Consider the following 13,793-nt stretch of genomic DNA (forward strand, 5'->3'; position numbering starts at 1 on the left):
TAATAAAGAATAGAAATAATAGCGATTTATTCAAATTATTCTTTGTTTTGAATTGGTTTCTCATCTTGTTGCCAACGGTCTCGGCTATGGTTTCGTTGCGCGAAACGTAGCCGTAAGTTTTGTTAAAGGACTAAGATAGCAAAAAGGTGAGGAATTTTCCAGCGGAAAATTCCAGCGCAATGAATTATAGCCATTGTTGGCAGAAGTGTTTTATTTACAGCGTTCTGCATTGCACGCTCTGCTTTTCAGTCCGACGTTGTGGAGCAGGCGAGCGACGCAGATCACAACAGTACAAAATTTGGCTGACAGTAAACAAATCCGACGTTGCGCTTTGCTTATAAATTTTTTAAGCAGCAGAGTAAAAGGTTCAGCTTTTCAGTCCGACGTCAAACGTAGTTTTTAGAAGTCGAGTTTTCCAGTCTTATCTGGCTTAAAAATCTAAAAAAATCTCCGAGAAATAAACTAGGCAAAAATGTAGCGGTTACATTGCTACCAACGTTGTTGTGTATGGTTAGTTGCGTGGTTAAGCAACTAATTTAGTAAACTAATACGTACCAGAGAAAATTCCGAAGGAATTTTCCAAATAAGCACTTGCCAAAGCAATTAATTATACACAGTGTTGCCAGTAGTATTTTATTTACAGACATTTTTTCTTCCAACTTTCACAATTTCTTCAATTCCGAATTTGTCAAATTTCTCAAGTAAATCAGTTGCACTATTTTGTTTTTTAAATTCCAGTTCTTCTTTGTAAAGAGGAATTAAAGTATAAATGTCAATAGTTTTATCGTTTTTAAGTTCGATTTCAGTAAAATCAGCTGATAATTCCATTGATCTAGCTAACATTACTGAATTAAATCCAATTCCTTCTGCAAGTTCATCATCATCTTCGTGTCCAAAAGTATGTCCAAAACCTAACCAAGTTTTATTTGGATGTGGTAACATCATTAATTCCTTCATTATTCTAATTGGCCAATAATTACGTTCGTCGCTAAAAGACTGATTGTTTAAATTCCATTCTTTTGGTAACAAAATCATAACTTCTGCAAATTCAGATGATTCTATGTCTTCAGGAACTTTCATTGGTAAAGCACTCATTCCACAACTCAACAAAATATGATATGGTCTATCTTCTGTTGCTTTGATGAAAAAAATGTCTCTGTGAATTATTTCAGATTCTATTTCATCAAATACAACAATGTCTGCATCTTCATCAAAGAATTGGTCTAAATGACTGTCAATAATTTCAACACTATTAGGTACTTTATTGCTCATATTTTTTTCGACATTTTGGGAATACGCAATTGTTGAAACAAAAATCAGAAAGATAGTTTTATAGTACATTATATTCATTTGATTTCGGTTTCGTATAACCGTCAGTTACGGTTTTATATGTTTTAATTTTCGGTTTGGCACAGACGTTAGCAATTCCCAGTGGATTCGGACGTAGTCGAATCCGCCGTAATTGCGGTTATACATTGTTGTACTGCGTTATTTTTTTTCAAATATTTTATTCAGTTTTCCGTATTCCTCTTTATATAATTCGAGTCCATTAATCATTTTTTGATTTTCTAAATTGTCAATAACAATTTGAGGATCAAATTTGTCATCATTTAGTTTCACACAAATATCCAACGAATTTGGGTTTTTATTTATATCATTTTTAGTCCATATAAATTCAAAATCATATTCAATTTCATTTCGTAAAATTGGCTCAATAATGAAATACGCTATATTATCATCAATAGTTACATCAAGATTGTCAATTCCATCATATTCATAAAGGATTTTCAAAGGAAAGATGAAATGATACTTTTTTTCATTTGGAATGTAATGTGATTTTAATGTCGTATAATCTTGTCTTTCCATTTGAGTGAATTAATGCAGTACAACGGTTTTTTGTATGGTTAGTTGCGTGTTTCAGCAACTAAATTAGCAAATACAAACCAGATAGAAAATCCGCGAGGATTTTCGTAAGTAGGCTAGAACTAGCAATCAATTATACACGGTGTTGAGGTGTCGTACTTTTTGTTCATTTATTCTTTCCGTTATTATTTTACCAAAGTCAGTTCCTAAATTGTCTAATTGTCCAGAATAGTGACAGTAATAAATTGTTCCACTCTTATCTTCTTCTTTGATAGCTAATATTCCATCATCAAATTCCGCTAAATGGAGGTAATTTCCATCGTCAAGACCTGTTGAGTGTATTTCGGATATTCCAAGTATGCAACAACCTTCAAAATCAACTCCTTCTGATTGTTTAATAATATTGAGATATTCTATTGGTAACTTTGAGTCAATTCTCTTAATGTAATTCTCTAAAAATTCAGCTCCAATTGGTTGAAAGACTTGAATTATAGATTCAATATTATTTAGCTTTCCAAGAAGTCCATAAAATTTAGGAATCGATTTTAGTTTTTCTTTTTTGAAAGTGCTTTGAGCAAAACTATTTGGGTCATTATTAATCTTCTTGCTTGTAACGTTTATTGTTGATTTTTTCATAATCGACTTTGGGTTTGGTCTGATTTTCCAGCCCCAAATTCGTCCATCATAATTGTCAAATTCTATATGATATTTGTGGTCATCAACTTTAAATCTTATTGTTGCTAGTTTACTTTCATCTTTTCTTTTGTATCGTATGCTGTCCGAAAGTGGGTTTTCGTTGTCTCCGTAAAGTTCCATTGACATACTTTTTTCCCAATACTGTCTCCATTTTCTTTTTGGTTCAAAATATTCAATTTGAGCTTTTAATTTAGTTTGTGTTTTGGAATCAAAAAGTTCATAAAGTTCAGTAAGAAGATTCTTTTCCAAATTCGTAAATCCCTTATTATTAAATTTCGGTCGTCTTCGATATGAAGCAATAACTAGAGCAAGAAAAATCAGTCCGATTATTCCAATTAAAACCCCTAATATTATCAATATGCTCTTCATTCAGGTATGCACCACAACGTGTTCTTGTATGGTTTCGTTACGTAGAGACTAAGATAGCAAAAAGGCGGTAATCCATTGTTCAGTAGCTAGGAAATTCCGATTAGGACACTAGCGAAGCGAACTGGCGCAGCAATTTTCGTAAGTCGGCAGTGAACTATCAATTAATTATGCATGTTGTTACCACCAGCTATTATTTCAGCGATACTTCAATTCGATTGTTTTCAGGTTCAATTTTAATCCAATTTTTATATTCTCCTTCAGGAATACATTCTATCAAACTCAATCCTTTTTTATAATTCTCAATTGCCTGTTTACCAAACTTTATTTTCATTTCGTAAATTCCTTGTCCACCTTTTCCAATCCAAGCTCGTGTTACAATTGATTTGTTCTGTTCAATATTCTCTTTAGACAAACTTTTTAAGTCATTCGGAAAGCAATCAACACCATCGCACCAAAATCCTTTAGCGTTCACAATGCCTAAATCGTCAAAATCAAGTTTCCATTCCAAATGCGAACAAAATTCGCTGTTAAAAACTGGCTCTTTAAAATTATAGTTAAATGCTCCACATTTTTGACATTCAGTATTTTCAGAGTCTAATTCATCATTATTACAACGATTACATTTTCCGTATTCACTATTTATATGTGCAACAATAGTTTTCGCCTCTTTATGACTAAATCCAAAATCATCAATAATTTTTTTAATAGCAAAGAGTTTTAAATCCTGCTTAACCATTCCCCAAATTTCAAACTTATGTTCTTCTGTTAAATTCAGTTCGTTTATTTCATTTCCGCATTTTTTGCAGTTCAGTCTCATTTGAGTGGTCTAATTGGTGGTAACGGTTTTGTATATGATTTGTTGCGTGGTTGAGCACCTAATTTATCAAATAAAAACCGAACAGAAAATCCGCGAGGATTTTCGTAAGTAGACTAGAACTAGCAATAAATTATATACGGTGTTGGCATTTCGCTGTTTATATTCCGAAAATTAATTATTCAGTTGAATTTTTTTTTTGAAAGGAATCCATTTTAATATAAGTCCTAAACCAATTGCACACAAAGCACCTGATGTTGTTTGGATTATGCTATTTTCAAATAATAAATAAGCAATAATTCCAACGATTATAATTCCAATTCCTATTGTCTGTGATTTATTCATAAAATAAATATTTGTTAGTATAATATATTTTTTAATTCCGATTGAGTGAGCAATTCCGAAACTTGCTAAATTCCAAATTCAGTTTAGTTTTTATTTTTCAAATTCAGTTTCAGATTCCGCAAACTCACTAAGATTCCAATTTAGTAAAGATTAGTTTCAGAATCTTTCTTTTCCTTTTTAAAGGATTCTGTCAAACTTTTTAGTTCAGAAACTTTCTCTTTTTCAGTCAAAATTTTATTTCCATTAATTTTCTCTTTTAGAGAATTATATTTTTTCTTTAGAGATTCGATATGGTCATTTTGTCCAAAAGAATGTAATTTTAATTCTTCCATAATTTTCGTAAGTCGGCAGTGACCAAGCAATTAATTATACACGGTGTTGTGCATAGTTTTTTATCCAAACTCAAACCAAACAGTTTCTGAACCACGTTCAGTTGCTAATTTAAGAAAGCGTTTAAGATTTCTCAAATCTTGTCCAAAATTATTTCCGATATATCCTTTTCCTTTATCTTTTTTAAAATCAGAAAAATAGTATGTAGAGTTTAGTGAATCAAAATCGGTTATAATTAATCTTTGATAAAGGTCATTTACGTTTTCCAGCTTAGAAATTAGATTTACAACCAATAGACTCAATTGTTTAATGTTCCCATTTACTTTTTGCTTTCTTTTTTCAAAGTCAGATTTTAGACGCTCTCTTTCAGTGTTGTTTTTAGCGAATTCTATCATATCCAAAACTTCTTCTTCACTTGGATATTCGGTCATTTTGTAGAAAAGAGATATCTCGGTATTTGTAATTTCACCGATTTGGTCAAGTTCAGGTTTATGTTCAATTACATCTGGTCTGCAAATCAGATTACAAAATTCTCTACTTAAAGAATAGAGATGACTATTTTCAAAGTATTCAAGTGCTATTTCTTCACTGTTATTTACTCTTAAATGTATGTCTAATCCCATTTTTAAATTATGCACAACGTGTTCGTGTATGATTTGTGCGGAATCAGACGTTAGTCAGATTCAGCTGCAAATCAGATGTTGGTTTAAAGATATAATTTTTCAGTGAAGTTCATGAGTAGCATGAATTATACACGTTGTTGTGCAACGTTATTTTGTTATTTCTTTATCAATCAATTCGGTTAATTCATTTATGTAAACTACCAAATCTTTGTGCATTCCTGCTAAAAATCCGTTATTCATTTGAGCAAGTCTTAGTCCATTTTTAAATACTTCGTTGTTGTGTTGCCATTTTGCGTCATCAATCATTTTTTTGTGTATTTCATTCGGTATTTTTTCTGGTGTTAATCTATCAGGAAATCCATATGATGGTTTAGTTAAATCAAAAAAACCAAGTGCCATAACATTATTTACATGTGGGTCATAGAGATACGTTTCGTACTCTCTGCGCATATGATGTTCTCCTGTAGATATTCCAGCGTAAAGTTTTTCAAGTTCCAACAACTTATTCTTTATCGAGTCGTTTTTGATCAGACTAAGATTTCCAGAACTCAGTAATTCTTTAAATGTGTTATTGTTAGGAACATATTGGTTCCAAACAAATACCGTTTCATATATGTCGGTGTAATTTTGAACTTCCTCAACAGTATTGGGTTCATTACCATTTAGAAGAGAGGAACAAGCTTTGGCTTTCTCGAAACGATAGGTAGCAAAATTTTCATTATTCTGAATTTCGCTGACTAAATCAGCTTTGAGGTTTTCCAGATAATTGACTTCTCGGTCTCTACTTTTACTTTTCTCATTGACGTTGTTTATCTGTAGAGCTATCAAAATTCCAATTACAACTAAGACAATTTCGCCAATTGCATAAATTAAGTATTTACTGAATTTATTTTCAGACAGCAATTTGTGACGAATTTTTCTAAAGAATTTTATCATTTCTCAATGGTTGGTCATATACTGTTGCACAACGGTTTTGGCTATGGTTTCGTTACGGAATGGCACGCAGTGTTATTCCGACGTAAACCAAGCCTTTGATACAAGATAGGAATTTTCGGTAGAAAATTCCGCCGTAATGAACTATAGCCGTTGTTGTGTTTAGTTTTTTATACTGTCCAGTTCGATTTTATATTTTTCTATTCGGTTTTTCATTTCATTCTGCAATTTTTGGTCTTTCGGAACATATGTTGTGTCGACTTTTCCGTTTTCATTAGTTTTTATTTCTCTAATGTATTCCAATTCAAAATTCATTCGGCTATGTTCAGGGTTTTTATCTGAGAATTCCACTTTATAAAAATTCCCATTTTCAACATTTTCGGAATTATAAGCCGTCGAAGTTCCAGTATATTTTTTTCCCTTGTAATAGAATTCATATTTGTAATTCCGCTTACTGTATTGCTTATAAATCGGTCTTGAGCCATAAACCATTCCATAAGTCTTGTTTTGATTCCGATTAATGTCTTCTTTACTTTCCATTGCAAGTATAAATCCCCAAAGCAAAAATGGTATTCCAGCAATCCAATAATATTCAGAAATAAATTCTTTAATTTTTATGTATTTCTCGGTTAAATTCAATTCGTATTTTTCTGTTTTTGGTTTTTTGGGAAATTAAACACAACGTGTTTGTATATGGTTTGTTGCGTGGTTTAGCACGTAATTTAGCAAATAAAAACAGAATAGAAAATCCGCGAGGATTTTCGTAAGTAGGCGAGTACCAGCAATGAATTATACACGGTGTTGCCAGTAGTTTTTCATTCCTTTTTGTTCAGTTCAATTGGGTTCGGGCTTTCAGATAATCCGATTAACTTGTCATCATAAAAGTACATTTCTTGGATTTCTCCATTCCACCATTTCAACACAATACTATCTCCTCTTTTTTCATTCATTCCCATTTCAATTATTTTCAGGGAATCCACAGGGTTTGGGTTTAATTCATAAATCCCATATGTGTTTGGGTTTTCGGAAATTCTTAATTGAATATTTCTGTTCTCAATTTTAAAATCATATCTAGTTTGCGAGTAAGGATTATTTTCCAAATAGGAATTCCAGAAAAATGAGAATATCCAATAACAGACTATTGTGTTAACAAAGAATAAAATCGAAAGTCTTTTTTTGATGAAGAAAACAATAATTCCAATCAGAATATTCACTCCAAATATTTCAAGTCTGTGCGATTCAACTCCGACAGACATAAATGGGTCAGGTTTAATATTACTAACCCAATATTTCATAAGTAAAATATCGATTAGCAAAATCAGAATTCCAATTCCGACTAATAATTTCGTTTCTGATTTCGTCATTCTCAAATTACTGGCAATGTTGCTGTGTATGGTTAGTTGCGTGTCTCAGCAACTAATTTAGCAAATAAATCACAGATAGAATATTCCGCAGTTGTATTGATTGGTATTACCGTAAAAAGGAGTAAGACGTTTTAATTTTTCTGTTTCAGGGCCTCTAAAGGAAAAATAGATATACTACCGTTTGTTTAAATTACCGTTTGCGGTATAGATTTTTGGTTTTGAAAAAAATCGTTTCTCTGACAAATCGTATGCACTATCGTATTCTCTTTTGTATGCAAAAGCAAGAATTTCTTTATATGTAAACATAAAAAAACGGTTTAGTGAAAATCTAAACCGTTTGAAATCTGCATTTTATGTTTTGTAGCGAGAACGAGAATTGAACTCGTGACCTCCGGGTTATGAATCCGACGCTCTAACCGACTGAGCTACCTCGCCATAATTGCGGCTGCAAATATAAAAACAAATTCTACGACAACAAACATAACATTCTAAAAAAAATAAATTTAGTTTATAGTTTTGATTTGACCCATAATTGTATATATTGAGCATATAATATAATACACTAATGGACGATAAAGAAAAATATGAAATGGAGTTTGTTATTCAGGCTTCTCCCTCGCTAATATATACCTATATATCAACACCTTCAGGCTTATCAGAGTGGTTTGCAGATAACGTAAATTCTCGTGGTGAGTTATTTACATTTATATGGGATGGCTCAGAAGAACAAGCTAAACTTCTTAGTAAAAAAAGCGGTGAACGCGTAAAATTTAGATGGCTTGCAGATGATGAAGACGGAGCATCTTACTATTTCGAAATTCGTATTCAAGTTGATGAAATTACAAAAGATGTCTCTTTAATGGTTACCGACTTTGCTGAAGATGATGAAATTGAGGAAGGAAAAATGCTATGGACTAATCAAATTGCGAGCCTTAAACAAGTTTTAGGCTCAAGGTAAACGGAACTAACTTATCTATTATATCTTTGTCTCGATTTATTTTAAAACTAAATCGAGATTTTTTTATGGTGAATTTTAATGGAACACTTCTGTCTGAAAGCGATTCTAGTCTTAGTACAGAGAACAGAGGTTATAAATATGGAGATGCACTTTTTGAAACATTAAAAGTGGTTAATGGTAAAATATTCTTTTGGGAAGACCATTATTTTAGACTTATGGCTTCCATGCGTATTTTGCGTATGGAAATTCCTATGAACTTTACTATGGAATTTCTGGAAACAGAAATCTTAAAAACACTTGAAGCTAATGACTTATTGAAATCGTCGGCACGTGTACGTTTGAATATCGATAGAGGGGAAGGTGGTAAATATTTACCTTCAAATGATGCAAAAGTAAATTTTAATATTACTGCTGAATCACATAATAATCCATTTTACACTATTGTTGATCAATTAAATTATAGAGTTGATTTATACAAAGATTATTTTATGGCTCCTGGATTATTATCTGGATTAAAGTCTAATAATAAAGCAATTCAAGTCATAGGTAGTATCTACGCTAAAGAAAATGATTTAGATAACTGTTTAGTTTTAAATACAAACAAAAGTATTATAGAAGCTCTGAACGGCAACTTGTTTTTAGTTAAGGGTGATAAAATAAAAACACCTCCTCTAGAAGATGGTTGTTTAAAAGGTGTTATGAGAAAGCAAATTTTAGAATTATTAGCAAAAGATGTTAACTTGTTAGTAGAGGAAGAATCGATAAGTCCTTTTGAGTTACAGAAAGCTGATGAATTGTTTATTACTAATGTGATAAAGGGAATTGTGCCAATAACAAATTATCGCAAAAAGACTTATAAATCTGATTTTGCTAAAATGGTAGTTTCGAAGCTAAATGCGAAGTTACGATTAACTTAATTATAACTAGGATTCTCAGGTGCATTAGACCAAATACTATAGTCTCCACCTAATTCTATCATTTTTTCTCTCCAGAAAGTAGAGCAGCTTTTTGCTATGATATCGTTATCATGAATATTCTCAGAAACCAACCAGGTATTAGATTGTAGTTCAGTATCTAATTGTTGTTCGTCCCAGCCAGAGTAACCTAGAAAGAAACGAATATCATCTTTAGAGATTTTATTTTCATTGATTAAATCTAATACGACACTAAAATCTCCACCCCAAAAAATACCATTAGAGATTTCTATACTATTTGGAATTAAATCTGGTGACTTATGGATAAAATAAAGATTGTCTTGTTCTACGGGTCCACCATTATAAACAGTAAAGTCAGACTCTGTTCCTTCAATGAGATCTTTGAGATTGTAATCTAAAGGTTTGTTTAAGATAAAACCGACCGATCCTAACGCATTGTGATCCGCTAAAAGAATCACTGCACGATTAAATGATATATCACCGATTATGGATGGTTCAGCAATTAAGAGGTTACCTTTTTCGGGTTTGGTCATAGTTTTATCTCCTTAATGATAACTAAAACTAGAGTATTTTTCCCAAAAAAACAACTTAAAGCCTTTAAAATTAGAGCAAAAAAAAGCCTGCTCATTGAGCAGGCTCTGTATTTTAAACAAAAAATGTCTTAGTTTACAGCACTACTTAAGTCAGAACCTGCCTTAAATTTTACTACATTTTTAGCTTTAATTTTTATAGTCTTACCAGTTTGAGGGTTTCTTCCGTCTCTTGCAGCTCTTCTAGAAACTGACCAAGAACCAAAACCAACTAAAGATACTCTGTTACCTTTTTGTAAAGATCCTTCGATGTCAACTAATAAAGAATCTAATGCTTTTTTTGCAGCTGCTTTTGTAATTCCAGCATTCTCTGCCATCCCATTGATTAAATCTGTTTTGTTCATAAATTTTAATTTTAAATTGTTAAAAATTCGGTTTTTAAATAGTTGTTATTAAAAATCCGTACACAAAATTATTAGGAATATTAAGCTACGCAAGTAATAGCAAGGGAAAAACGACTATTTGTTGATAACTTATAGCATTTGTTAATAAAGACGATGCATTTCATCGGATTTTTATAAAACCAATGATAATAAGGGTTTACAGCAGTTTTGCCGATTTTGAAAAATGAAACCCATTTAAGAGTGATTTTACATCCATTTTTCGCTTTCCAGGAAGTTGCATTTCTTTAATATTTATGTAACCTCCAGTGCAAGCAACTTTTAATTCATCTTTAGTTGATATGAGTTGTCCATTATCAAAATTATGCTTTTCTTCAAGTTTTTCAACTCCATAAATTTTAATGCTTAATAGCTCGTCGTCTTCGTTGTCGAGATAACACCAAGCGGTAGGAAAGGGGTTTAAACCTCTAATCATATTATATATGCTATCAATAGGTTGCGACCAATCAATTTTACAATTATCTCTATTAAGTTTATAAGCGGTTTTTAAATTTTCTGACTTTGGTTGTATTGTGGTAGAAACTTCTCGGGTTTCAATTTGCTGAACAGTTCTAATAACCAGCTCACTACCAATAAGCATTAACTCATCATGAAGTTCGCCAACAGTAGTATCTTTTCCTATTTTGGTTTCCATTTTCGAAATTATTGCACCAGTATCTATTTTCTCATCAATGAAAAAGGTGGTAACACCAGTTTTTGTTTCACCATTAATGATTGCCCAATGAATTGGTGCAGCACCTCTATATTGAGGTAATAAGGATGCATGAAGGTTAAATGTTCCGTATTCTGGCATTTGCCAAACGACCTTTGGTAACATTCTAAAGGCAACAATGATTTGTAAATTAGCATTAAGTGCTTTTAGTTCTTCAATAAATGTTTCAGCTTTTAAATTTTTTGGCTGTAATATCTTTAAATCTTGCTCTAAAGCAAATTGTTTTACGGCTGAGGCTCTCAATTTCTGGCCACGACCAGCTGGTCGATCTGGAGCAGTAATGACTCCAACAACATTATAATTGTGGTTTAAAAGTGCTTTTAATGTGGCTACTGCAAAATCTGGAGTACCCATAAAAACAATTCTTAAGTTGCGATTTGTTGTCATATAATAGTGTAGGTATTTGCGTTTGTTATTTTAATCTTTTTTGTTTCCATCAATTCTGAAAGTGTCAGTAATAACTCGTGTTCAGAACATTTAATTGTATGTAATAGTTGTCGAGATGATAAAGCTTTGACTTTTAAAGTATTTAAAATATCATCAGAAAGACTCGCTTTTGAACTACTATTAATTTCAGATGTTTTTAATTTACAAACTGAACATTTGCCACAGACTTTATTGCCTTTTTCACCAAAGTAAGCAAGTAACTGCTGACTCTTGCAAATCTTATCATTTTGAATATAAGTTAGTACAGATTCAATTTGCTGATGTTTTAGGGTATGTTGTTGCTCTATGGTTTTTGCTATTGGGTTTATGGTTATATCATCCTCACGAGGCTGCAGAAAGGTGATTTCAGAATCTGTATTTGCCATTTGCAGACTGATGACTCCATCCTTTTCTAAACGTTTTAACTGTTCAATGACCAGTTTTTCTGTAAGATTAGATTTCTGAATAATTAAACTAAGATTCACTTTAGTTTCATAATCAAAAATACCACCATAAGTTCTAAGAAGTACTTTAACTAAAATATTGAGATCTAAATGAGTTTCTAAATATTGAAATAGTACAGTATTGGGTGTTATAAACTGAATTTTAGTTCTAAAGTTAAAATGCTGTGTTAAGGTGATAATCGCATTTCTATCAAGTAATAATAATGCATTGTAAGTAATGCTAGCACTTAACTTATAGGCACTACAAAAAGACTTAAAATCGAATTGATGCAAACTATTTTCTCCTTCCCCATATGAGATTTGAAAATAATTGCACAACTTATTATATACAGTTTTTACAAAGTCTACTGAAGGTAGTGTACTTAAAAATTGATTGCGAAGGTGATCTTCATCCACATGCTGTTTTAGAATAATAGCATATGCTAGTTCTCCATTACGACCAGCTCTGCCTGCTTCTTGATAATAACTTTCTAAACTTTCGGGTAAATTGAAATGAATTACGGTTTTTACATTAGCCTTATCAATTCCCATTCCAAAAGCGGTGGTAGCTACTATAATTTGTTTCTGGCCATTAGTCCATTGGTGTAAGCGTTCTTGCTTTTCTTTATTTGTTATACCTCCATGGTAAAAGGTAGAAGAGAATTTTTTCGCAATTAAGTAGTTATTTATATTGATTGTTGCTTTTCTATTTCTCACGTATATTATAGATGAACCTTGATGTGTATTCAATATATGTTCTAATTGAAATAATTTGTCATCTGTATGAATAACACTATAAGCAATATTTGGTCTTGCAAAGGATGCTTTATAAATTTTCGGACTTACAAAATCGAGATTTTCGATAATATCGTCTACGACATTGTGCTTGGCAGTAGCTGTTAAAGCAATACAATTTACGTGAGGATGTATCTGTCTCAAAATACTTATATTTTTGTAAGCTGGCCTAAAATCATTTCCCCATTGACTAATGCAGTGTGCCTCATCAACAGCAATTAAATTGACTGGCATTTGCTGAATACGCTCTTGTACTAAAGGCTGTTGTAAACGCTCAGGAGATAGGTATAGAAACTTATAGTTGCCGTAAATGCAATTATCTAATTGTGTATCTAAATCTTTATAAGATATACCAGAAGTTAATGCAATTGCTTTAATACCTTTCTGTTTAAGGGTGTTAACCTGATCTTTCATTAAAGCAATTAATGGAGAAACCACAATGCAAATACCATCTTGAATTAAAGCAGGGATTTGAAAACAAATCGATTTCCCTCCACCGGTTGGTAATAGTGCAAAAGTATCCTCATGGTTCAAAACCGAGGTGATAATCTCTTCTTGTAGAGGTCTAAAGGATGTATGATTCCAGTGACGTTCTAAAACTTCAATAGGATGCATTACTGCAAATTTAAGGAGTCTAGAACAAAATCTGTCCGAGTTTTTATACTTCCGAAGGGAACATCGATTAAATTATAGCCAAAACGCTTATAAGTATCTAATAAATGATGATGAATTTCTATGGCTTGTTCAAAGTTTTCGTAACGTTCACTATCACTTGTGAAAATTTCCTGCCAAGGAGATAAAACGAAAATATTATCGTATGTGTAGGTTTCGCATGCTTTCACAAAATATTCAGGATAAGTGTCACCAACATAGTCCATGTATGCTAGTATATCTGGCAATCCTCTATCTAAGAAAACAACACTTTCTAATTCTTTTTCAGCATCAAAAAATTGCTGCTTTCTACCATCAAGAAGTTTTTCACTGAACAATAATGGCTCTGTTAAAAATAATTGTTCTATACCTTCTTTTCTAGCTTGCAGTGTTATTTGCCTAGAAATTTCATCATAGCAAAGAAAACCACCTTTTACAAGGTGATTGATGATTGACGTTTTTCCGGTTCCTGGTCCACCAGTAATGACGATTTTCTTTGGATTCAAATTGGCAATATTTTTGCTATAAAAATAAAAGATAAAAAT

At 32.0% G+C, this 13,793-nt stretch carries 17 protein-coding genes and 1 tRNA gene; 2 read left to right on the forward strand and 16 right to left on the reverse strand.

The annotated features are described in order from the left end of the window. Positions 1-633 precede the first annotated feature (633 nt). The 11 genes from Q0822_RS17730 to Q0822_RS17780 form a co-directional block, all read right to left on the reverse strand. Positions 634-1,272 carry a suppressor of fused domain protein gene (locus Q0822_RS17730; protein ID WP_299126276.1) on the reverse strand — a complete coding sequence of 213 codons (639 nt, stop codon included), beginning with the start codon at positions 1,270-1,272 and terminating at the stop codon, positions 634-636. 216 nt (positions 1,273-1,488) lie between these two features. Next, a complete protein-coding gene (locus Q0822_RS17735) occupies positions 1,489-1,866 on the reverse strand; it encodes a hypothetical protein (protein WP_299126278.1) in 378 nt (125 codons plus the stop codon). A 126-nt stretch (positions 1,867-1,992) separates the two neighbouring features. Beyond that, positions 1,993-2,928: a hypothetical protein gene (locus Q0822_RS17740; RefSeq protein ID WP_299126280.1), complete on the reverse strand. Its 936-nt coding sequence runs from the start codon at positions 2,926-2,928 to the stop codon at positions 1,993-1,995. A gap of 190 nt (positions 2,929-3,118) precedes the next feature. Next, positions 3,119-3,745: a hypothetical protein gene (locus Q0822_RS17745; protein ID WP_299126282.1), complete on the reverse strand. Its 627-nt coding sequence runs from the start codon at positions 3,743-3,745 to the stop codon at positions 3,119-3,121. Positions 3,746-3,916: 171 nt separating this feature from the next. After that, on the reverse strand, positions 3,917-4,087 hold the full coding sequence (locus Q0822_RS17750; RefSeq protein ID WP_299126284.1) for a hypothetical protein: 171 nt from the start codon (positions 4,085-4,087) through the stop codon (positions 3,917-3,919). Between the two features lie 140 nt (positions 4,088-4,227). Continuing rightward, positions 4,228-4,419, reverse strand: a complete 192-nt coding sequence (locus Q0822_RS17755; RefSeq protein ID WP_299126286.1) for a hypothetical protein — start codon at positions 4,417-4,419, stop codon at positions 4,228-4,230. Positions 4,420-4,479: 60 nt separating this feature from the next. Further along, positions 4,480-5,040 carry a hypothetical protein gene (locus Q0822_RS17760; protein ID WP_299126288.1) on the reverse strand — a complete coding sequence of 187 codons (561 nt, stop codon included), beginning with the start codon at positions 5,038-5,040 and terminating at the stop codon, positions 4,480-4,482. A gap of 147 nt (positions 5,041-5,187) precedes the next feature. Continuing rightward, positions 5,188-5,976: a DUF6090 family protein gene (locus Q0822_RS17765; RefSeq protein WP_299126290.1), complete on the reverse strand. Its 789-nt coding sequence runs from the start codon at positions 5,974-5,976 to the stop codon at positions 5,188-5,190. Between the two features lie 159 nt (positions 5,977-6,135). Next, complete coding sequence (locus Q0822_RS17770) at positions 6,136-6,612, reverse strand: hypothetical protein (RefSeq protein WP_299126292.1); 477 nt, start codon at positions 6,610-6,612, stop codon at positions 6,136-6,138. A gap of 176 nt (positions 6,613-6,788) precedes the next feature. Continuing rightward, positions 6,789-7,337 carry a hypothetical protein gene (locus Q0822_RS17775; protein WP_299126293.1) on the reverse strand — a complete coding sequence of 183 codons (549 nt, stop codon included), beginning with the start codon at positions 7,335-7,337 and terminating at the stop codon, positions 6,789-6,791. A gap of 361 nt (positions 7,338-7,698) precedes the next feature. After that, a tRNA-Met gene (locus Q0822_RS17780) sits at positions 7,699-7,772 on the reverse strand. Positions 7,773-7,902: 130 nt separating this feature from the next. On the opposite strand from Q0822_RS17780, the gene Q0822_RS17785 reads away from it, so the two are divergent. Both Q0822_RS17785 and Q0822_RS17790 read left to right on the forward strand, forming a co-directional pair. Further along, complete coding sequence (locus tag Q0822_RS17785) at positions 7,903-8,295, forward strand: START-like domain-containing protein (RefSeq protein ID WP_299126295.1); 393 nt, start codon at positions 7,903-7,905, stop codon at positions 8,293-8,295. 65 nt (positions 8,296-8,360) lie between these two features. After that, a complete protein-coding gene (locus Q0822_RS17790; protein WP_299126296.1) occupies positions 8,361-9,212 on the forward strand; it encodes an aminotransferase class IV in 852 nt (283 codons plus the stop codon). On the opposite strand, the gene Q0822_RS17795 is transcribed toward Q0822_RS17790, so the two are convergent. The 5 genes from Q0822_RS17795 to Q0822_RS17815 form a co-directional block, all read right to left on the reverse strand. After that, entirely contained in the window at positions 9,209-9,763 is a 555-nt protein-coding gene (locus Q0822_RS17795) for a YqgE/AlgH family protein (protein WP_299126297.1), read from the reverse strand. The two genes, Q0822_RS17790 and Q0822_RS17795, sit on opposite strands and share 4 nt — an antisense overlap. Positions 9,764-9,891: 128 nt before the next feature. Further along, positions 9,892-10,164 carry an HU family DNA-binding protein gene (locus tag Q0822_RS17800; RefSeq protein WP_008271173.1) on the reverse strand — a complete coding sequence of 91 codons (273 nt, stop codon included), beginning with the start codon at positions 10,162-10,164 and terminating at the stop codon, positions 9,892-9,894. Positions 10,165-10,360: 196 nt separating this feature from the next. Next, positions 10,361-11,320 (reverse strand): methionyl-tRNA formyltransferase, encoded by a 960-nt coding sequence (gene fmt, locus Q0822_RS17805; protein WP_299126298.1) that lies wholly within the window; start codon positions 11,318-11,320, stop codon positions 10,361-10,363. Then, positions 11,317-13,212, reverse strand: a complete 1,896-nt coding sequence (locus Q0822_RS17810) for a RecQ family ATP-dependent DNA helicase (protein ID WP_299126299.1) — start codon at positions 13,210-13,212, stop codon at positions 11,317-11,319. The genes fmt and Q0822_RS17810 overlap by 4 nt, the downstream gene beginning before the upstream one ends. Next, positions 13,212-13,754 carry an ATP-binding protein gene (locus Q0822_RS17815; RefSeq protein ID WP_299126300.1) on the reverse strand — a complete coding sequence of 181 codons (543 nt, stop codon included), beginning with the start codon at positions 13,752-13,754 and terminating at the stop codon, positions 13,212-13,214. Before Q0822_RS17815 ends, Q0822_RS17810 begins: the two co-directional genes overlap by 1 nt. Between the last annotated feature and the right edge of the window lie 39 nt (positions 13,755-13,793).

It is taken from the genome of uncultured Winogradskyella sp. (genome assembly GCF_947496485.1).
GTDB lineage: Bacteria > Bacteroidota > Bacteroidia > Flavobacteriales > Flavobacteriaceae > Winogradskyella.